Here is a 17,400-nt window from a genome sequence, read left to right as displayed (position 1 = left end):
AATTACAAAAGACGGCAACGAATAATCATGGATTCACTCTCTTTGGTAAAAGGCTCCTTTTTCCAAGAACCATACATGGAAACCAGTTCAAAATGATGTTCTGACAGAAGCCTTCGCATCTCCATCGGGTATGTATAACGCAAGGAAATTGAATCTTTGTAAGTAGTACGTACATGATTAACAGTGACTTTTTGGACTGTGGTACACTGTAAAATTTGTGTTTCGTGGTTATATTCCTCGCGGTTTATCTCAGTCACCACTTGATCGTTATGATTAGTATACGTTTCCTCTACTTCATCAACGAAAGCTAAATCCTTTAAAATCGGATTCCGAGTATCAAAGATAAATTCACCATTTGGTAGCAAGTGTGAGCGAACTGAATTCAACAAATCACTCTGACTCTCATTCGTCAAAAAGTGTTGAAATGAATTACCGACCATAACGATTAATGAGGCTTTAATCGGCAAGTCTAGTTGAGTACAGTCTTGTTTTGAGAAGTGGATATTAACGTTTGCCAAATCTGCTTTTTGTTTGGCCAAATCGAGCATTCCTTCATGAATATCCACTCCGTACATCGAGAAACCGTGCTCAGCCATCGGAATCGTTACTCTTCCTGTCCCGCATGCTAATTCAATTATTGGCGTAGTTAACTTTTCTGCACATTCCATGATGAAATGCAGATCTTCCTTATAGTTATTATATAATTCATCATATTTCTGTGGATCTGCGTACTTTTCTAAATTACTCTCAAAAATATCAACTGTCATTTTATTCTCCTCGTATAAGATGTTCTAATGGAATGGGATCTATTACTATAACTAGCGAATTGCTTATTCAGTAATTGCACCCGTTTATCGAAGCTGCTCACCTATTTTGTTCATTTCTTAGTGCTTTAAAATTTAGATAAATAGTATACACAACAGCTATGATCAAAAGTATAATTCCATATCTAATCTCTAAATCTAACCAATACGTAGATAAAATTATCGTTACAGATACAATAATAATTAACTGTAGGCTAGACCGATGATATTTGTTCATTTTGTCTCCTCCAAACCCTAAATTGCTTCTAATAATTTGGCCCGTTTCTGAAATCGCTGCAAATCCTTTTTAAAGAATTGCACCCGTGTGCTGAATAAATACAATCTATTTCATCATTTCTTTTTGCTTATACCACTTATACCATCGAGTAGAATACCAATACCAAACAAGATTATGCCTATTCCATAAGCATATTGAAAATAAAAGGAGTCCGTTTCTCCAAGCTGATAATATAAACCTATCAAGCTTAAAACTACTCCCAATACGATGCAAAAGTTCCCTATGAATTTCATACTTTCCCCCTCGAATGCTTGCTAATAGCTATTTAAAACATTCCTTGCTTGGTCAAGTTTCGGTATAATTTTATTCCATTATCGCACCCTTATGTTGTACAAAGCCTTTAGAATTACAAGACATAGTATAGTCTTGCAAACGTTGATTTCCGTTCCAGCCTTACGCTTTCCGGAGGGCGTGGCTTGAGCCGCTTCCTTCGCTACGCTACGTCCAGGGTCTCAAGGCACACGCTAATCCTCCCGGAGTCGAAGGCTTGCACTTCCAATCAACTTAAAGTGTAGTACTTCACAATCGCCCCGTTAGCCATCCATGTAGCGCAAAAACAGCACTACACCACAGAGGATGAAAATGTGTGTAGAACGGGTATCGGATACTACGGCTGGGAGAGGAAGGTCGATCAACTATGGTGCCATAGAGCCCGTCCGTTAGTCTGACTCCATCGACCACGGTGCATGACAGAATGTCGCTCCCTTACGGGAAGCACTCATGGGAGATTAATCCTACTCTGGTTGATGCACCAGCCTCCAATACTATTTGCCGTGGAAAGGATGATTACAATGGAAGTAATCATTGAACGCGCATGTGGGATGGACGTTCACAAGGATTCCATTACCGCATGTATCATGACTCCAAAAGGAAAGGAGATTCAAACGTTTTCCACTAAAACTGTATTTCTAATACAGTTAATCGACTGGATCAAGGAGCATGGGTGTACCCACGTAGCAATGGAGAGTACAGGTGTATTTTGGAAGCCGATCGTTAACTTACTTGAAGCAGAGAATATCGAGTTTTTAGTAGTCAATGCTCAACATATGAAAGCAGTACCCGGTCGCAAGACCGATGTGAAGGATGCTGAATGGATAGCCAAACTTCTTCGACATGGTCTGCTTAAAGCAAGTTTCATCCCCGACCGAAATCAGCGAGAACTACGAGAGTTAGTCCGATACCGTAGAAGTATCATTGAAGAGCGCGCAAGACAACATAATCGGATTCAAAAAGTACTAGAAGGAGCGAATATCAAGCTAGGCTCCGTTGTCTCCGATATTATGGGCGTTTCGGCTCGTGACATGCTTAATGCCATCGCAGATGGCGTAGACGATCCGGAAAAACTTGCGGACTTCGCTCGTCGTTCAATGAAAAAGAAAAAAGATGAACTAGAACTTGCCCTTCGCGGATATATTAGTTCACATCAACGCCTCATGATAAAAACCATTCTCACTCATATCGACTTTCTAACTGAACAGGTTGAGATTCTAAATCAAGAGATAGCTAATCGACTATCCTCTCACCAAGCAGATATTGAACGTTTGGATTCCATTCCTGGCGTTGCGACTCGTATGGCTGAACAAATCCTCGCTGAAATAGGAACCGATGTTGGGAATCAATTCCCTAGCTCTTCCCATTTATGTTCCTGGGCAGGATTAGTACCCGGCCATAACGAAAGTGCTGGCAAAAGGAAATCGTCAACTATGAAAAAAGGAAACAAATATCTAAAGTCAGCTTTGATAGAAGCCGCTCACTCATTAAGAGGTTCAAAAACTTATCTCGGAGCGATGTATAGACGTACAGCAGCACGGAAAGGTAAAAAACGTGCTGGTATCTCAGTCGCCCACGCCATTTTGAGGATTGCCTATTATCTTTTAACACGAAAAGAAATGTACGTAGACTTGGGTGAGGATTACTTCGATAAACAAAAACAGCAATCCATTGTACGGTATTCTGTTCGAAGGCTCGAAAACTTAGGTTACAGCGTTACAATCACTGAACCAGAAGCCTCCTGATCCAACAAATAATTTGATCCAATCCTAGGCGCTGCATTTTTTTAAAAAACCTGAGCTGCGTCTTCTTTAGTGTTGCTTTTTTCAGCGAAGTTGAGAGTTTAATTTTCATGGGAGTTTAATTACTAAACCCCACATGTGCTGACTTTAATAGTTAATGACAAAAACCATTTCTAGTATCAAAAGAGATACTGAATTTTTCAGTTTGAGGGTTATTATTTCTTATTGATGTACTACCATTTGTGAATTTTTCATTTGGAATCTCTTCAAGTCGTTCTCCTTTTTTATTGACATAAAAAGCTTTTACTTTATGCCACCCTAAACCAGAGATAACATCTGACGAAGATGATGTTGATACTATCCCATCATCAGGAATTTTAATGATTATTTCTTCATCGTCTATTTTTAACGGTTCTTCATTAGGTTGATTATATAGTAGATACATACAGCCATCGAAGCCTGCAGGAAGATGATAAACGACCGTTACATCCGAATGTGCCATTTCATAACTAATGTATAAAAAAACCGCAACTATTAATAGAGTTAAACTCAACCACCATATTATTCTTTTCAAATTCCCACCTTCCCTTTCTTTAACTAAACTGGCCCGATAGCTGTACAGGGCTTATTCAACTAATGCACCCATTTGCGGAAGTCCTAATATAAGTTTGGAAGCATTGCTACCTGATCCCCTTTTTTATTAGTGCCAATATTAAGAAATTAATAAGTCCACCAATCATACCAAATAAGAACATAAAGGTTATTGGAAAAAGATCATATAGAACAACGCTTCCAAAAAGTCCTGCCAAGCTGCCGAAGCCTGCAAATAATAATGCCTTTATCCAGTTTGGATAACCTTTGAATCTAGCAGAAAAATCAATGTACAACGAAATGGGAAATGCTGCAAACGCAAAAAATGGGAATGAATAAAGTGCTCCTAGTAAGACGGTTGGTCCAAAACCCCAAGAGTCTTCAAATGATATAATCGAATAAATAGCCAATACTCCACCAAAAAGTATAGGAGAAATTAAAATCGCTAAAAAATAAAGAGAAAAGCGGTCAAAGGTTTCTTTATAGTTAGTCGTCATTTTTGAATTTCCTCATTTCCTTCCCAGCAAATCCAGGAATTAATTTAACCAGATTGCTTTCCAAGTCTATACTCCGCAAAATGGTCCGATTACTGAACAATTCCAATTCCACTATATCCTACGTATTGAATATTCCGAAAACAGGAGTTCTACTTATTCACATTATTCCTCAACTACTTCTATTAATTCAGTGTGAATGTGAATAAAATATCTTTCTAATAGATCGTCTAACTTCCTATGCAGCCCGTGGTATTCATCGTCTGCTTTTTTAATAACTTCTAGAAACTCTTTTTCGTTACTATCATTACTTTCTAGAGAAATGTACAACCTCCACAATTCTTGAGCATAATTACTCTCAATTACTGCATAGCCGTGAGCACCCATTTTTTCAAGGATAGCTACTAACTCGCTTACGTATCCATCTATTCCAACTTTCTTTATATACGACTCAGCCCAGTAAAGTAAGCTTTCATGTCCCCCACTCTCAAGCTCCGTATAGTATTGAAATACAATCGTCGCTTCGTGTAAAACTGTGTCTCTAGTAGTTTGATCAGACTCTGATAGGACTGTTATAACTGCATTCCATATGTCGTTATTCTCCATTAACTCTTTTTTGTGCATGATAGGTTTCATAGTATGCATCCCCTCTTGATAACTCCTATGCAGTAGTTTCAATTTAAATCATTAGTATCATTAACGTGTTTGCTCAATCCACAAAACCAATATGAACGGAGTCGGCAATTTGCTTATAACCGATTTCCTGATAAATTTTATTAGATGTCGGGTTCAGCATATCTGTGTAGAGCACACAAAACTGATAGTCTTTTAATAACTCTTCAGATCCGTGCATGACCATTGTACGTGCATACCCCTTTTTCCGTTCCTCTTTCGGGGTGAAGACTAAGGAGACGGTGACACTATTTTTTGTTGGTCTTGCTTTTTTCATCATGGAAACAACCTTACCTTCATTCTCCCAAAGGAAAATCTCTTTTCCAGCTATGAAAGAAGCGACTCTTTCTTTTACAACTTCAGGTGGACTTTTCGGAAGATGAGTATCCTCTTCAAAAAGCGAAAACCATTTTTCAATTAATGGACAGTCTTCATTACGCGCAAAACGCCAATGTCCTTGGCTTGTTTCCAACGTATCATTTATCTCATCAAGTCTGTAAATTCCTTGTTTCATCAACAGTCTTTGCTTTCCGCCTTTTGCCTTTTCCCATTGATCAGCAAATGCAGTAGCCCATAATTTAATGCTTACGATACCAGGTATGTCAATTCGATGTTTTATCAATTGCCGTACGATAAATTTGATCAATTCATCTGTGCGACTCTCATCTACAATGATTACATTCAACGGATGCGGAGGTGTCATTTGCATAATCGCCAGCACGTTACCTTGCTCTTCCACTGTTGCCATGAATGGATTCTCGTATTTGCCTTGCTTAATTGCCCCTAATACGCCTAAAAAAAGACTGAATACGTCTTCTTGTTCAATAATCTCCGTTTCAACCGAATCAAAAAATTTTTCTGCACGTTCATATTGAACAAACTCCATTCGCTCTCCCCCATTTCTTTCCATAGAATTATACAGATGTCCACGATATTTGTCATGATTGAATAAAAAAGGTTGTACAATAAATGACGTTTGGTGATAGCCTTGAAAGTCTTTTTTCTAGTTTTATGAAATTTATAACTGCAATACTAGTTGTTTGTAGTGCAAGATGGCGACTCCAGCGGGAACAGCGCGAGCTGAAGACCCCACAGGAGCGTGCTTTTCGCGACGAGGAGGCTGAAGCCGTGCCGGCGGAAAGCGTCCATCTGGAACGGAAAACAACGGGATACTTGGAAGATTATACGAAAAGGACTATCCTAAAAAATCAGCTTTACTGACTTCTTGGATAGCCTGACAAAACTAAGTTACGGTTGGCTACTATTCATCACCCATGTCATTGGACAAAGAACCATAAAAAAAGGATATGCTCACTTCTGCATATCCTTCTCGTATGTAACTCACTATTCAATTCACCACAATACCGGTTTTTGGACCATCAGCCAAAGCATGATTAGCATCAGACCGATATAAATCCAAGATGTCTGGTTTAATTTCGCCAGAATCTCCACTTTATTGCTATCAGGAAGATGGGATTTCTTCAACACTTTCGTGAAACCAGTGGAAAGGAAGAAACCTGACAGCAAGAGTACTACGACTGTTGCAATAATCCATGATGTATACCATGGCCATGGACCAGTCAGTAAGAGCATTACGCCCGATACGACCAGTACATGACCCGCATGCATGACAATTCTAATAATCACCTTGATAATTGATAAAAAGGCATGTTCAATTGGCGTTTCGACGTTTTGTAGCCTTTTGATAATCGGCATTAATAGAAATAAGGGGCCGATTGATAGGACTGCGGAAACGACATGGACAAATACAATTGCCCCATAAAAGTAGAACATTAACAGGGCTTATTTTACAACAGGGCTAAATTCGTGTACCCACACGCTCATTGTCGGAATCCAAGGCATTTTAGGATGCATGGCAAGGATCGATTCCTTATACTCTTCCATTGTTGAGAACCCTTCTTGTTTTGCGTGTTCGTCCGTCATTTCGCCAAGTGACTGTTTATATAACTTATCCACTTTAAATTCTTTTCCATCCAATACCATAATCTCGTCCGGATATGCATAGACACCATTTCTTCTCGTTGCCGTCTTCTCACCATTTAATACTTTCTGTACATCTTCCGGTACAGTAACAAGTCTTTCAACTGAACATGTCTTTTCTGGCAGATTATCCATTTGGCATCGCTCCTCTTCTATATCTACTATTTATTTTAACGATTATTCAACAGTTTATCCATTTAAACGGTTTTATTGCCTTTTCTTCTACAATAAAACAGGAGCCACTTAGACTCCTGCTTACACTCTTCGTAATTATTTCACATCGAATGTGTATTCTTCATGTTCATGTAAATCGTGATCGTCTTTCACATGCACTTTCACTGTATAGGAACCCGCTTTGTCGAATGTCGCAGCAGCTGTATATTCGCCTGCAACAGACTCTTCCGCGTCAATCCATTCGTGTTTGTCTCCAAGCACTTCACTCGAAACCTCATACCGAACTGCAGCATGTTCAAACGGTTGCCCTTCCATTTGTAAGTGTGTAACAAGTTGTGTTGGTTCAGTCGTCACCGCATTTTCAGGTTTCATGAAATGAAGGACAAATCCATCCGTATGTCCATGTTCATGCTCCCCGTTTTCCTCACCATGATCGTCATCATGTTCTGCATTTGCGTGACTTCCATGACCAATTATTACTTCTTTCAACGGCATACTGTGCAGTTGCTTCGCATCCACATGTACTTGAATTGTGTAAAGTCCGTCATGTTCAAATGTTGTTTCAGCTGAATACACACCATTCTTTTCATTCACCGATTCAATCATGACTGAATCGTCCTTTTTTCCTTCTTCCCAAATCTCATACTTCACTTGATCGGCATCGTCTACTTTTTCGTCACCATATGTGACGAATGCTTCCATTTTTACAGTTTCACCGACTTCGGCTTTTTCTGGAACAGTCAATTCGACGTTTAATGGTAGCACTTCAACATCCGAACCATCATTTACATCATCTTTTCCACAAGCCGCCAGTACCGTCAGACCTACGAGTAGACTGAACCCAAGTAATTTCTTTTTCATTTCCCAAACCTCCACTTAGTTTTCTTCGCGATTTAATTTTGCTTCAGTATGATATTATCAAGTAAATAAGAAATAAGGATGAAGTCTATCGCTTCATAATAACTTCATACCTTTTCTTTATAATAAACTACAATTAATGACCTGAAATGGAGATAATAGAATGAAGCCTTTTTCTTTATTAATTATAGATGATGAACCTCAAATGCGGAAACTGATTCGCACCTTTTTGGAACGTGACGGGTACGAGGTCCATGAAGCGACGGACGGGATCGATGCGTTAGCCAAAGTAGAAAGCCTCCAGCCGCATCTATGCATCGTCGATGTCATGATGCCCTATATGGATGGCTTCGCTTTTGCGAAGGAAATGATGAAGCGTTCTGCAAAAATACCTTTGATTTTCTTGTCTGCCAAAGGAGAAGAATGGGACAAAATCGAAGGACTCAAACTCGGCGGAGATGACTATATCGTTAAACCGTTCATGCCAGGTGAATTAATGGCACGTGTTGAAGCGGTTCTGCGGAGATCCTATCAGGAAGCCAACACAACCCAACTATTAAAAGTAGGGCCCCTCGTCATTGACCACATCGCTCATACGGCGAAAGTAGATGGTGTCTCATTATCGCTCACATTGAAAGAATTCGGCATTCTTGAAACACTAGCAAAAAATGAAGGGCGCGTTTATTCCCGCGAGCAATTATTAACGATTGTTTGGGGCGAGCAGCATCAAAGCACAGATCGCACAGTTGATACACATATTAAGACATTACGGTTGAAGATGGGTGATTCGGGAAGTCTGATTGAAACCGTTTGGGGTATCGGCTACAAATTCGAGGTGAAATAATGAAGAAGCTCACCTTGAGCAAAAAAATCTTGATCGTTCTGCTATCAAGTATTGCATTCACAATCCTTTTTTCATTTTTCTTCATTCATTTTTTATATTCTAATCTGTATTTATCGAGTATTGAGGATTCAATTATTTACCAAGGTAAACGAACTGCTTCACACTATCATTATGGTGAATTAAGTGATGAAATTATCGAAAAGATTCAATGGTACAATATCGTTTCTGAATACGAAATTATTGTAGTCGACCAGCTGGAAGATCTCACTTCCTACTTCCCTTATAAAGTGAATTATGAAGACTTAGTTAACAATGCTGATAATGAACAGTTAAAGAAAGGCGCATATGTCCTCAAAGAAGGATATGTCGAAGAGCTCGACCGCGAAATTCTAGGAGCCATTTTTCCGATTAAAGGCGAAAATGGCTTGATTGGTTTTATTTACATTTATGTTCCACTTGCAGCTATTCAGGATGTCTTTAAGGAAAGTATTCCAATCCTGCTTATCGTCGGTATTCTATTCTTTTTCACCCTTTTTCTCGTCATTAACCGGGTATGGCGTTCCTTATTCCGCCCCTTAAAAATGTTGCAGAAGCTATCCACTGAAGTGTCTAAAGGAAATTATAGCAACCGCATCGAAACCGGTCGTACTGATGAAATTGGGCAATTAGCGAATGCCTTCAATACGATGAGCTTGTCCCTTGAAGAACAGGAACAGCGTAAAAAAGAATTTACGTCCAATCTTGTTCATGAACTGAGAACACCCCTGACATATATAAATGGTTATACCCATGCATTAAAAGAAAAAATCTACTCGTCCCCTGAAGAAGCGGAAAGTTATTTGGCAACGATTGAAAAAGAAACAATACGCTTAAACAAGCTCATCAACGATCTAGTTGAACTCAATCAATTGCAAGAAGAGTTGTATGTTCTTGTACACGAACCGATTGTCATCGCCCAGATTGTGTTGGATACGCTTGATCTATTCCATATCCGGATGACTGAGAAAAAGCTGACTCTTCAGCAGACGATCGAAGAGGATCTGATTCTTATCGGCGATCCTCAACGTATACAGCAGGTTATTTACAATGTGCTCGACAATGCGGTCAAGTATTCTTCGACGGGGGAAACGATTGTCGTACATGTTAAAAAGATGGAAGACGGGATTGAATTTCGAGTCTCCAATCAAGGGATTTTGATTGCAAAAGAAGATATTAATCGGATCGGTGAACGTTTTTTCCGGACGGATAAAGCACGAAACCGAACGACAGGCGGCACAGGACTTGGCCTTTCTATTGTGAAAGAGATTGTGCGGCTACATGGAGGTACGTTTTCCATTAAAAGTGATACTACTTTAGGAACTGAAGTGACGATCCGGTTGTTAGACGAACCAACGACAGAGAAAGAAGCGGTGAATGATGAAAATTAGTAGAAGGCTCCTATTGCTCCTCTTCTGTTCAATACTTCTTGTTGCATGTGGACAAACAAAACCTACAGGCAGGCTAGTAGAGTCTTTTTCGTTTACAGATCAAGACGGCAATTCTTTCGGCTCGGACCAGTTGAATGGACAAGTTTGGATCGCTGATTTTATCTTCACGAAGTGTGAAACGGTCTGTCCCCCGATGACATTTGAAATGGCCGAGTTGCAAAAACAGTTTGCAAATGAAGGCTTGGACGTAGAATTTGTTTCATTCACAGTAGATCCATCGATCGACTCGTCTGATGTACTCAAAGAATACATTGGTCAATATACGGACGACGAAAGTAATTGGCATCTCTTGACGGGTTATTCTCAAGATGTGATAAAAAATCTTGCGTTAGAACAATTCCAGACAATTGTGCAGAAACCCGTGAATTCTAACCAAGTCATTCACGGGACAAACTTCTACGTAATCGACCAAAATGGATATGTTATAAATGAATTCAATTACGTAGAAGATTCATTTTCAGAACAGATTCAACAAGAAGTGAAGGGATTACTGAAATAACAGGTGTGTTGATTGGAACGGACAATAAAAAATGGTAGCATAAGAGCAATAAGACGTATCCGGGAGGAATCCTTTTTGAATGAACCGAATAAAGATTATATCTCTTCGTTGACCTATTTTACAATTGAACGATCCATTGAATGGTTTCAACAAAAGCAGAAGCAGACGGAATGTACGATTTATCTGCATTCCGAATGGGTGACTACTTCCAATCACTCTTTCACCCTTCAGGCAGTTCTTGACATGTCTTATAAGCCTTTTTCTGATGGATCGGGGCTGTTTTATCTTCATACGAACCAAGGTGTTTTTACGTATGGCGTGAACACAGATCCACATCATTTTATTAACGCTTATCGGAGATTAAAAGGAGATTCTTTCTTTTGCTGACAAACCTTGGTTACCTCTTAATTGTTTAAAATATATATAGTGAGGTATATATAGAACAAATACATTAGGAGGTAATTTTATAATGGCTATTAAAAAAATCGTTGAAAATGCTGTACAAGCAAAGAGTGAAATCGAAGAATTAACTCGACAAGGGTATACGCATGATGACATCTACATCTTCGCGCATGACAAAAAGCGCTCTGACGATATTACGGATGCTCTCGATACAGAAAAAGTCGGCATGAAAGAACAAGGCTTCCTAGACAGTATGAAAAACATGTTTACTTCCCGCGGCGACGAGTTGCGCAGTAAAATGGAAGCGGCTGGTCTGACGAAAGAAGAAGCAGCAGATGCTGAACGTGAACTTGACCATGGCAAATTAGTTCTTATCGTCAACAAGTAACAACAAATATTGATTGTAGACAGTACAAATCGGAGGAACTTTCCGGTTTGTACTGTTTTTCATTGTGACTCATACGACTTTTAACACAAGCACTGAAATTTCTAGTATGATATGTACTGAAAGCAGGTGCGGTTTATGGATAAAAAGTTATGGAAAATCGGATTTTTCACAGGACTCACATCATTCGTCCTAATGATTTTAGGAACTCGGACAATACTTGGAACGGAATTGGTTTTCAAAAACTATTTAGCTTTTGGCGTATTCAGTTTAACAGTCGGCATTATAGCGGCCGTCATGCTTTTCTATAAAATGAAAATCGCCTATCGAATTTTCATGGTAGCCCTTGTTTTGGCATTCGCTGAATTTTTCAGAAGCTTCCTTATGAATACAGACGGATTTGGCGACCTTGTAGGGGTCCTCTCCTTGTTCATGATTTCATCGTTCGGTTTTGGTGTAGCAGTCATCGTGGAATTTATTGTGATGATTTTCAAGAAAATGAAGGAAGATAATAACGCTTGACGTGAAAATACGTTGTACGGCGACATTTACCTGTTGCTGTGCTACGTATTTTTTATTGAGAAGATTCGGGTAGGCTACTTGCTTGCGAGCTATGTTTTGTTGCGACAGCGTTACGTTTCGATACGGAGGGTTTACTTTTCGTTGCTCTGCTTACGTTTCGATACGAGCGAGTTATGTTTCGTTGCGACAGCGATACGTTTCGTTACGGAGCGTTTACGTTTCGTTGCTCCGCTTACGTTTCGATACGAGCGAGTTATGTTTCGTTGCGACAGCGTTACGTTTCGTTACGGAGCGTTTACGTTTCGTTGCTCCGCTTACGTTTCGATACGAGCGAGTTATGTTTCGTTGCGACAGCGTTACGTTTCGTTACGGAGCGTTTACGTTTCGTTGCTCCGCTTACGTTTCGATACGAGCGAGGTACGTTTCGTTGCGACCCCGTTACGTTTCGTTACGGAGCGTTTACTTTTCGTTGCTCCGCTTACGTTTCGATACGAGCGAGTTATGTTTCGTTGCGACAGCGCTACGTTTCGTTACGGAGCGTTTACTTTTCGTTGCTCCGCTTACGTTTCGATAAGAGCGAGTTATGTTTCGTTGCGACAGCGTTACGTTTCGATACGGAGCGTTTACTTTTCGTTGCGACAGCGCTACGTTTCGTTACGGAGCGTTTACTTTTCGTTGCGACCCCTAAATAAAAAAATAGAGGCGGGGAAAATTTATCCCAGCCTCTACTTGTTTTTACCGTACTTTTTCTTTATCTTTCTTAATTTGCTTACTGCGCAACTGTCCGCATGCAGCATCGATATCGGTACCATGTTCTAGACGTACGCCACAATTGATGCCCCGTTTTTTTAATGTTTCATAAAACGCTTTAATCGCCTGTGGATTGCTTCGCTGGTATTGACCGTGTTCATCAACCGGATTGTATGGAATCAGGTTGACGTATGAAAGATGGCGCTTATTGTAAAGAAGTTTCGCTAACTGCTCGGCTTCTGTCACATGATCGTTCACATCATTCAAAAGGATATATTCAAATGTAATTCGACGATTTGTCGTTTCCAAATAATAATCAATCGCATCCATCAGTTTTTCAATCGGATACGCTTTGTTAATTTTCATAATGCGCGTACGCAAATCATTGTTTGGCGCATGCAGCGATACCGCCAAGTTGATTTGTATATTTTCTTCCGCGAAATCACGGATTTTCGGTGTCAATCCGCTCGTAGAAACTGTGATATGACGAGCACCGATAGACAATCCATCCTGATCGTTTACGACGCGAAGGAAGTTCATCAAGTTCGTATAGTTATCAAACGGTTCCCCGATACCCATGACGACGATATGACTGACACGTTCCTCTTCTCCTAATTGATCGAGATGTTCTTGCACCATCATGATTTGACCGACAATTTCCCCAGCATCTAAATCCCGGTTCTTTTTCAATAAACCACTCGCACAGAAACTGCAGCCGATATTGCAGCCGACTTGTGTCGTAACACATACTGATTGACCGTAAGGAAATTTCATCAGTACCGTCTCAATCAGGTTGCCGTCCTGCATTTTGAACAGGAACTTAATCGTCCCGTCGTCTGAAACTTGTTTAACGCTTTTTTCCAATGTCTGGATTGCAAAATGCTCATCCAACAAATCAAGACACTCTTTATTGATATTCGTCATGTCTGCAAAATTGCTGACACGCTTTTTATATAACCAATCCCATACTTGCTTAGCACGGAATTTCTTTTGTCCATTGTCTAGTAACCACGCTGTCAGTTGTTCCAACGTCAATCCGTAAATTGATTTTTTCATGTCAATTCCTCACCTCTGAATTTTGCATTCAGTAAGTATAGCATATAATTTAATAAAACCGAAGAAAAAAGCTGTAATCCGAAGATCCAGCTTATTTCGCTTTATTTTTTTTCCTTTTTATCCTGTTGAATCTTCATCGTTACGACAAATACATTCATCAATGCTAAAACTGTGAATAAGATCCCGATTCCAGTCTGCCCTTTGCTGAATCGATCAACTGCAAAATATGTCAGGAATATAATTAATGCAAAATCCACATATTTCGGCATACTCATAGTAGACGCCTTCCTTTCCGGAGCAAAAGCTTCCATATGAATTCAGTATACCAGTTAATGATAGTAGTTTGACTTCATTAATCGAAAACGCCATTACCTCTATACATACTTACCGATTTTCTCAACTAGTACGCGCATCTGCTCATCCGTCCCGATCGATATGCGGAGATAATTGTCAATGCGCGGTGAATTAAAGTGACGCACAAGGATACCTTCCTTTTTTAAATAATCATAGAGGTCAACAGCTTTTACAGATTGATGGGTTGCAAATAAGAAGTTCGCACTTGAAGGGAGGACATCAAATCTTAATTGTTCCAATTCGTGTACCGTCCAATCCCTCGTCGCTTTTATCTTTCCAACCGTCTCTTGCAAATGTGCTTTGTCCTCAAAAGCCGCTTTCGCAGCAACCATTGCCAACCTATCAACTGTATAGGAGTTAAATGAATCCTTAATTCGCGTCAATGCTTCTATTAAATTGCGGTTCCCAATTGCGTATCCTACACGCATTCCTGCCAGTGAACGAGATTTCGATGTAGTTTGAATGACGAGTAGATTATCGTATTTGTGAATCAATTCAACAGCGGATGGACCCGCAAAATCAATATATGCTTCGTCAATGATGACGACTGTATCAGGATTATTCTCAATAATTCGTTCAATGGATGAAAGATCTTCATAGATACTTGTAGGTGCATTCGGATTCGGTAGAATGACGCCGCCCTCTGAGCCGAATAATGCCTCCCCATCAATTGTAAAATCATCATTTAGCGCGACTTGCTCGTACGGAATGGCAAAGAGCTTTGAATAGACAGGATAAAAACTATATGTGATCGATGGAAACCGGATCGTTTTGCCTGGCTGGAAAAACGCCATGAATGAAAATGCCAACACTTCGTCGGAACCGTTCCCAACGAATACTTCCTCCATAGATACATTGAGCGCGCCGGCTATGGTAGAACGAAGACCATCTGCTGTCGGAGAAGGGTATAATTGCAAACGACTATCCATTTCATCGACAATCGCTTTCTTCACAGAAGGACTCGGCTCATAGGGATTTTCATTCGTATTTAGCTTAATAATACGTGGGTTATTCAACTGTTCACCTGGCTTATACGGATCTGTCCGTTTTACCATGTCGCTCCAATATTTACTCATCACGCAACACTTCATTCTTTGGTCTTCTATCACGTAAAACCCCTTTGACGTCCTCGACTGTGACGTCCAAAAGTTCCATCAATACTAATGTGTGATACGTCAAATCTGCCAGTTCATTTGTCAATTCCTCTTTGTCCTGATTTTTTGCTCCGATGACAACTTCTGTTGATTCTTCCCCGACCTTTTTGAGGACTTTGTCTACACCTTCATTGAAGAGATAGCTCGTATAGGAACCTTCCACAGGATGATTGCGTCGGTCTGAAATTTCTGCTGCGATTTCATGAACGATTGTCCGGATAGACGCCTGTTCTTCAAAAGCCGTTTCATGGAAGCACGTTTGTTTTCCAGTGTGGCAAGCAGGACCCATTGGCTCAACTTGGACTAGTACGGCATCCTTGTCACAGTCAAACGATACTCGCTTAACAATTTGACGGTTACCAGATGTTGCCCCTTTATGCCATAGTTCCTGTCTAGATCGGCTATAAAACCATGTCTCTTTCGTTTGTACTGTTTTCTCCAACGATTCTTTGTTCATATAAGCAAGCATAAGCACTTCCCCGTTTTTTTCGTCCTGAATAACGGCAGGAATCAAACCGTTTTGATCGAAAGAAACCGTATTTATATCAATTATCATGGTCGCTCATTCCTAACTGAAACATTTTGTTGTCGCAAATACGTTTTCAACTCATCAACGGAAATTTCCTCAAAGTGGAATACCGATGCGGCAAGTGCTGCGTCTGCTTGTCCCTCCGTTAATACGTTAAAAAAGTCTTTCATTTTCCCGGCGCCCCCACTCGCAACGATCGGAAGTGAAACAGCTTCAGCCATCGCTTTGTTCAGCTCAATATCATAGCCTTCTTTCACCCCATCTTCGTCAATACTGTTAACGACAAGCTCACCCGCACCTAATTGTTCTCCGCGTTTTGCCCATTCTATTGCGGCCATTCCTGTATCTTTCATGCCGCCCTTCGCATAGACGGACCACTTACCTAATCCAGACCTTCTTACATCCATCGACAGCATAATTCGTTCTGAACCGAATTGTGTTGCGGCCTGTTCAATCAATTCGGGATTTGTTAAAGCGGCACTGTTAATCGATACTTTATTGCCACCTGCCGCAAAGATTTTTTCAATGTCTGCAATTGTACGGATACCTCCTCCGACGATAAAGGGAATCGGCACTTCTTTCGCAATTTCCTCAATCAAATCCAGAAACATCGCTCGATTACTCGTTGATGCGGAAATATCATAAAAGACGAGCTCATCTGCCCCATCGGCAACATATTTTTTCGCGAGTGTCAATGGATCCGCGACTTCCTGCACATCGAGGAACTTCTTTCCTTTGACAACTTTTCGGTTATCGACGTCCATACATGGAATAATGCGTTTAGTAGTCATGATTTACGTACCTCCAATAATTGTTCCAACGAAATGCTTCCTTCATAAAGTGCCTTTCCGATGATCGCGCCATACAAGCCCATCTGTTCCAACCGTTTGACATCGTTTTCCGTCGATACTCCGCCAGAAGCGATAATGTCTATTTTGGATGCCTCATTCATCAGTCGCAGCTCATCGAAGTTCGGACCTTGCATCATGCCATCTTTTAAAATATCCGTATATACGACTGTCTCGATGCCCACTGCAGCAAGTCTATTTAATAGATCAACCGCTTTGACATCACTCGTCTCGGTCCATCCATTTGTTGCTACTAATCCATTACGCGCATCAATGGATACCGCTATTTTCTCTCCGTAACTAGCAACTGCCTTTTCCACAAATTGTGGATTTTCAATGGCCGCCGTTCCGATAATAACTCTACTCACGCCACTATTGATGTGGGCTTCGACGGATCCCATTTCACGAACGCCACCGCCAACTTGCACAGGAATTGAGACACTCCTAACGATTTCTCCAATTGCTGTTCGATTTAATGCATTCCCTGATCGCGCTCCATCCAAATCCACAACATGTATGTAAGTTGCACCTTGCTTTTCCCATTCTTTCGCCATTTCTGATGGTGAATCGTGATAAATGACTTCCTGGTCGTAATCCCCTTGTATAAGACGGACACACTTCCCGTCGCGAATATCGATTGCTGGAAATAAAATCATTATTGACTCCC

The 17,400-nt window shown here is 40.4% G+C and carries 22 protein-coding genes; 8 read left to right on the top strand and 14 right to left on the bottom strand.

Features of this window, described 5'->3' with window-relative positions:
* Positions 1–2: 2 nt before the first annotated feature.
* Entirely contained in the window at positions 3–767 is a 765-nt protein-coding gene (locus tag QWT69_RS05145; RefSeq protein ID WP_317969642.1) for a class I SAM-dependent methyltransferase, read from the bottom strand.
* 1,125 nt (positions 768–1,892) lie between these two features.
* Here QWT69_RS05145 and QWT69_RS05140 point away from each other — a divergent pair.
* Positions 1,893–3,116 carry an IS110 family RNA-guided transposase gene (locus QWT69_RS05140; protein ID WP_317967837.1) on the top strand — a complete coding sequence of 408 codons (1,224 nt, stop codon included), beginning with the start codon at positions 1,893–1,895 and terminating at the stop codon, positions 3,114–3,116.
* Positions 3,117–3,267: 151 nt separating this feature from the next.
* Here the strand turns inward: QWT69_RS05140 and QWT69_RS05135 are convergent, their stop codons facing one another.
* The 4 genes from QWT69_RS05135 to QWT69_RS05120 form a co-directional block, all read right to left on the bottom strand.
* Entirely contained in the window at positions 3,268–3,687 is a 420-nt protein-coding gene (locus QWT69_RS05135; protein ID WP_317969639.1) for a DUF6843 domain-containing protein, read from the bottom strand.
* A gap of 106 nt (positions 3,688–3,793) precedes the next feature.
* The gene (locus tag QWT69_RS05130; protein WP_317969637.1) at positions 3,794–4,201 is read right to left on the bottom strand and encodes a hypothetical protein; all 408 of its coding nucleotides are present in this window, start codon (positions 4,199–4,201) and stop codon (positions 3,794–3,796) included.
* A gap of 162 nt (positions 4,202–4,363) precedes the next feature.
* On the bottom strand, positions 4,364–4,834 hold the full coding sequence (locus tag QWT69_RS05125) for a DMP19 family protein (protein WP_317969635.1): 471 nt from the start codon (positions 4,832–4,834) through the stop codon (positions 4,364–4,366).
* A 73-nt stretch (positions 4,835–4,907) separates the two neighbouring features.
* Positions 4,908–5,756: a GNAT family N-acetyltransferase gene (locus QWT69_RS05120; protein ID WP_317969633.1), complete on the bottom strand. Its 849-nt coding sequence runs from the start codon at positions 5,754–5,756 to the stop codon at positions 4,908–4,910.
* An 83-nt stretch (positions 5,757–5,839) separates the two neighbouring features.
* On the opposite strand from QWT69_RS05120, the gene QWT69_RS05115 reads away from it, so the two are divergent.
* The gene (locus QWT69_RS05115; protein WP_317969631.1) at positions 5,840–6,091 is read left to right on the top strand and encodes a hypothetical protein; all 252 of its coding nucleotides are present in this window, start codon (positions 5,840–5,842) and stop codon (positions 6,089–6,091) included.
* A gap of 132 nt (positions 6,092–6,223) precedes the next feature.
* On the opposite strand, the gene QWT69_RS05110 is transcribed toward QWT69_RS05115, so the two are convergent.
* From QWT69_RS05110 to QWT69_RS05100, 3 genes are all read right to left on the bottom strand, one after another.
* On the bottom strand, positions 6,224–6,664 hold the full coding sequence (locus tag QWT69_RS05110) for a hypothetical protein (protein WP_317969629.1): 441 nt from the start codon (positions 6,662–6,664) through the stop codon (positions 6,224–6,226).
* Between the two features lie 9 nt (positions 6,665–6,673).
* Positions 6,674–7,006: an ASCH domain-containing protein gene (locus QWT69_RS05105; RefSeq protein ID WP_317969627.1), complete on the bottom strand. Its 333-nt coding sequence runs from the start codon at positions 7,004–7,006 to the stop codon at positions 6,674–6,676.
* A gap of 135 nt (positions 7,007–7,141) precedes the next feature.
* Positions 7,142–7,906: a FixH family protein gene (locus QWT69_RS05100; protein ID WP_317969625.1), complete on the bottom strand. Its 765-nt coding sequence runs from the start codon at positions 7,904–7,906 to the stop codon at positions 7,142–7,144.
* Positions 7,907–8,066: 160 nt separating this feature from the next.
* On the opposite strand from QWT69_RS05100, the gene QWT69_RS05095 reads away from it, so the two are divergent.
* The 6 genes from QWT69_RS05095 to QWT69_RS05070 all read left to right on the top strand — a co-directional run bounded on the left by QWT69_RS05095 (position 8,067) and on the right by QWT69_RS05070 (position 12,042).
* Positions 8,067–8,747 (top strand): response regulator transcription factor, encoded by a 681-nt coding sequence (locus QWT69_RS05095; RefSeq protein WP_317969623.1) that lies wholly within the window; start codon positions 8,067–8,069, stop codon positions 8,745–8,747.
* A complete protein-coding gene (locus QWT69_RS05090) occupies positions 8,747–10,174 on the top strand; it encodes a sensor histidine kinase (protein ID WP_317969621.1) in 1,428 nt (475 codons plus the stop codon). The genes QWT69_RS05095 and QWT69_RS05090 overlap by 1 nt, the downstream gene beginning before the upstream one ends.
* On the top strand, positions 10,161–10,733 hold the full coding sequence (locus tag QWT69_RS05085) for an SCO family protein (protein WP_317969619.1): 573 nt from the start codon (positions 10,161–10,163) through the stop codon (positions 10,731–10,733). Before QWT69_RS05090 ends, QWT69_RS05085 begins: the two co-directional genes overlap by 14 nt.
* Before the next feature lie 75 nt (positions 10,734–10,808).
* Positions 10,809–11,120, top strand: coding sequence for a hypothetical protein (locus QWT69_RS05080; RefSeq protein ID WP_317969612.1), 312 nt, complete (start codon positions 10,809–10,811; stop codon positions 11,118–11,120).
* Between the two features lie 82 nt (positions 11,121–11,202).
* Positions 11,203–11,523: a YflT domain-containing protein gene (locus tag QWT69_RS05075; RefSeq protein WP_317969610.1), complete on the top strand. Its 321-nt coding sequence runs from the start codon at positions 11,203–11,205 to the stop codon at positions 11,521–11,523.
* A 135-nt stretch (positions 11,524–11,658) separates the two neighbouring features.
* Complete coding sequence (locus tag QWT69_RS05070; protein ID WP_317969608.1) at positions 11,659–12,042, top strand: hypothetical protein; 384 nt, start codon at positions 11,659–11,661, stop codon at positions 12,040–12,042.
* A 735-nt stretch (positions 12,043–12,777) separates the two neighbouring features.
* On the opposite strand, the gene rlmN is transcribed toward QWT69_RS05070, so the two are convergent.
* The 6 genes from rlmN to hisA all read right to left on the bottom strand — a co-directional run bounded on the left by rlmN (position 12,778) and on the right by hisA (position 17,389).
* The gene (rlmN, locus tag QWT69_RS05065) at positions 12,778–13,848 is read right to left on the bottom strand and encodes a dual-specificity RNA methyltransferase RlmN (protein ID WP_317969606.1); all 1,071 of its coding nucleotides are present in this window, start codon (positions 13,846–13,848) and stop codon (positions 12,778–12,780) included.
* Positions 13,849–13,949: 101 nt separating this feature from the next.
* Complete coding sequence (locus tag QWT69_RS05060; protein ID WP_317969604.1) at positions 13,950–14,123, bottom strand: hypothetical protein; 174 nt, start codon at positions 14,121–14,123, stop codon at positions 13,950–13,952.
* Positions 14,124–14,222: 99 nt separating this feature from the next.
* On the bottom strand, positions 14,223–15,278 hold the full coding sequence (gene hisC, locus QWT69_RS05055) for a histidinol-phosphate transaminase (RefSeq protein ID WP_317969602.1): 1,056 nt from the start codon (positions 15,276–15,278) through the stop codon (positions 14,223–14,225).
* The gene (gene hisIE, locus QWT69_RS05050) at positions 15,271–15,912 is read right to left on the bottom strand and encodes a bifunctional phosphoribosyl-AMP cyclohydrolase/phosphoribosyl-ATP diphosphatase HisIE (protein WP_317969600.1); all 642 of its coding nucleotides are present in this window, start codon (positions 15,910–15,912) and stop codon (positions 15,271–15,273) included. The genes hisC and hisIE overlap by 8 nt, the downstream gene beginning before the upstream one ends.
* A complete protein-coding gene (hisF, locus tag QWT69_RS05045; protein ID WP_317969598.1) occupies positions 15,909–16,676 on the bottom strand; it encodes an imidazole glycerol phosphate synthase subunit HisF in 768 nt (255 codons plus the stop codon). Before hisF ends, hisIE begins: the two co-directional genes overlap by 4 nt.
* On the bottom strand, positions 16,673–17,389 hold the full coding sequence (gene hisA, locus QWT69_RS05040; protein WP_317969596.1) for a 1-(5-phosphoribosyl)-5-[(5-phosphoribosylamino)methylideneamino]imidazole-4-carboxamide isomerase: 717 nt from the start codon (positions 17,387–17,389) through the stop codon (positions 16,673–16,675). Before hisA ends, hisF begins: the two co-directional genes overlap by 4 nt.
* Between the last annotated feature and the right edge of the window lie 11 nt (positions 17,390–17,400).

Origin of the sequence: Sporosarcina oncorhynchi (assembly GCF_033304615.1) — a bacterium.
GTDB lineage: Bacteria > Bacillota > Bacilli > Bacillales_A > Planococcaceae > Sporosarcina > Sporosarcina oncorhynchi.
The sequence above is the reverse complement of the archived record's forward strand: the minus strand, read 5'-3'. Positions and strand labels throughout refer to the sequence as shown.

What these genes read in the sequence shown, in the direction of transcription:
- QWT69_RS05145 (WP_317969642.1), bottom strand. Translation starts at nt 767, where the DNA reads ATGACAGTTGATATTTTTGAGAGTAATTTAGAAAAGTACGCAGATCCA.
- QWT69_RS05140 (WP_317967837.1), top strand. Translation starts at nt 1,893, where the DNA reads ATGGAAGTAATCATTGAACGCGCATGTGGGATGGACGTTCACAAGGAT.
- QWT69_RS05130 (WP_317969637.1), bottom strand. Translation starts at nt 4,201, where the DNA reads ATGACGACTAACTATAAAGAAACCTTTGACCGCTTTTCTCTTTATTTT.
- QWT69_RS05125 (WP_317969635.1), bottom strand. Translation starts at nt 4,834, where the DNA reads ATGAAACCTATCATGCACAAAAAAGAGTTAATGGAGAATAACGACATA.
- QWT69_RS05120 (WP_317969633.1), bottom strand. Translation starts at nt 5,756, where the DNA reads ATGGAGTTTGTTCAATATGAACGTGCAGAAAAATTTTTTGATTCGGTT.
- QWT69_RS05115 (WP_317969631.1), top strand. Translation starts at nt 5,840, where the DNA reads ATGACGTTTGGTGATAGCCTTGAAAGTCTTTTTTCTAGTTTTATGAAA.
- QWT69_RS05110 (WP_317969629.1), bottom strand. Translation starts at nt 6,664, where the DNA reads ATGTTCTACTTTTATGGGGCAATTGTATTTGTCCATGTCGTTTCCGCA.
- QWT69_RS05105 (WP_317969627.1), bottom strand. Translation starts at nt 7,006, where the DNA reads ATGGATAATCTGCCAGAAAAGACATGTTCAGTTGAAAGACTTGTTACT.
- QWT69_RS05100 (WP_317969625.1), bottom strand. Translation starts at nt 7,906, where the DNA reads ATGAAAAAGAAATTACTTGGGTTCAGTCTACTCGTAGGTCTGACGGTA.
- QWT69_RS05095 (WP_317969623.1), top strand. Translation starts at nt 8,067, where the DNA reads ATGAAGCCTTTTTCTTTATTAATTATAGATGATGAACCTCAAATGCGG.
- QWT69_RS05090 (WP_317969621.1), top strand. Translation starts at nt 8,747, where the DNA reads ATGAAGAAGCTCACCTTGAGCAAAAAAATCTTGATCGTTCTGCTATCA.
- QWT69_RS05085 (WP_317969619.1), top strand. Translation starts at nt 10,161, where the DNA reads ATGATGAAAATTAGTAGAAGGCTCCTATTGCTCCTCTTCTGTTCAATA.
- QWT69_RS05075 (WP_317969610.1), top strand. Translation starts at nt 11,203, where the DNA reads ATGGCTATTAAAAAAATCGTTGAAAATGCTGTACAAGCAAAGAGTGAA.
- QWT69_RS05070 (WP_317969608.1), top strand. Translation starts at nt 11,659, where the DNA reads ATGGATAAAAAGTTATGGAAAATCGGATTTTTCACAGGACTCACATCA.
- rlmN (WP_317969606.1), bottom strand. Translation starts at nt 13,848, where the DNA reads ATGAAAAAATCAATTTACGGATTGACGTTGGAACAACTGACAGCGTGG.
- QWT69_RS05060 (WP_317969604.1), bottom strand. Translation starts at nt 14,123, where the DNA reads ATGAGTATGCCGAAATATGTGGATTTTGCATTAATTATATTCCTGACA.
- hisC (WP_317969602.1), bottom strand. Translation starts at nt 15,278, where the DNA reads ATGAGTAAATATTGGAGCGACATGGTAAAACGGACAGATCCGTATAAG.
- hisIE (WP_317969600.1), bottom strand. Translation starts at nt 15,912, where the DNA reads ATGATAATTGATATAAATACGGTTTCTTTCGATCAAAACGGTTTGATT.
- hisF (WP_317969598.1), bottom strand. Translation starts at nt 16,676, where the DNA reads ATGACTACTAAACGCATTATTCCATGTATGGACGTCGATAACCGAAAA.
- hisA (WP_317969596.1), bottom strand. Translation starts at nt 17,389, where the DNA reads ATGATTTTATTTCCAGCAATCGATATTCGCGACGGGAAGTGTGTCCGT.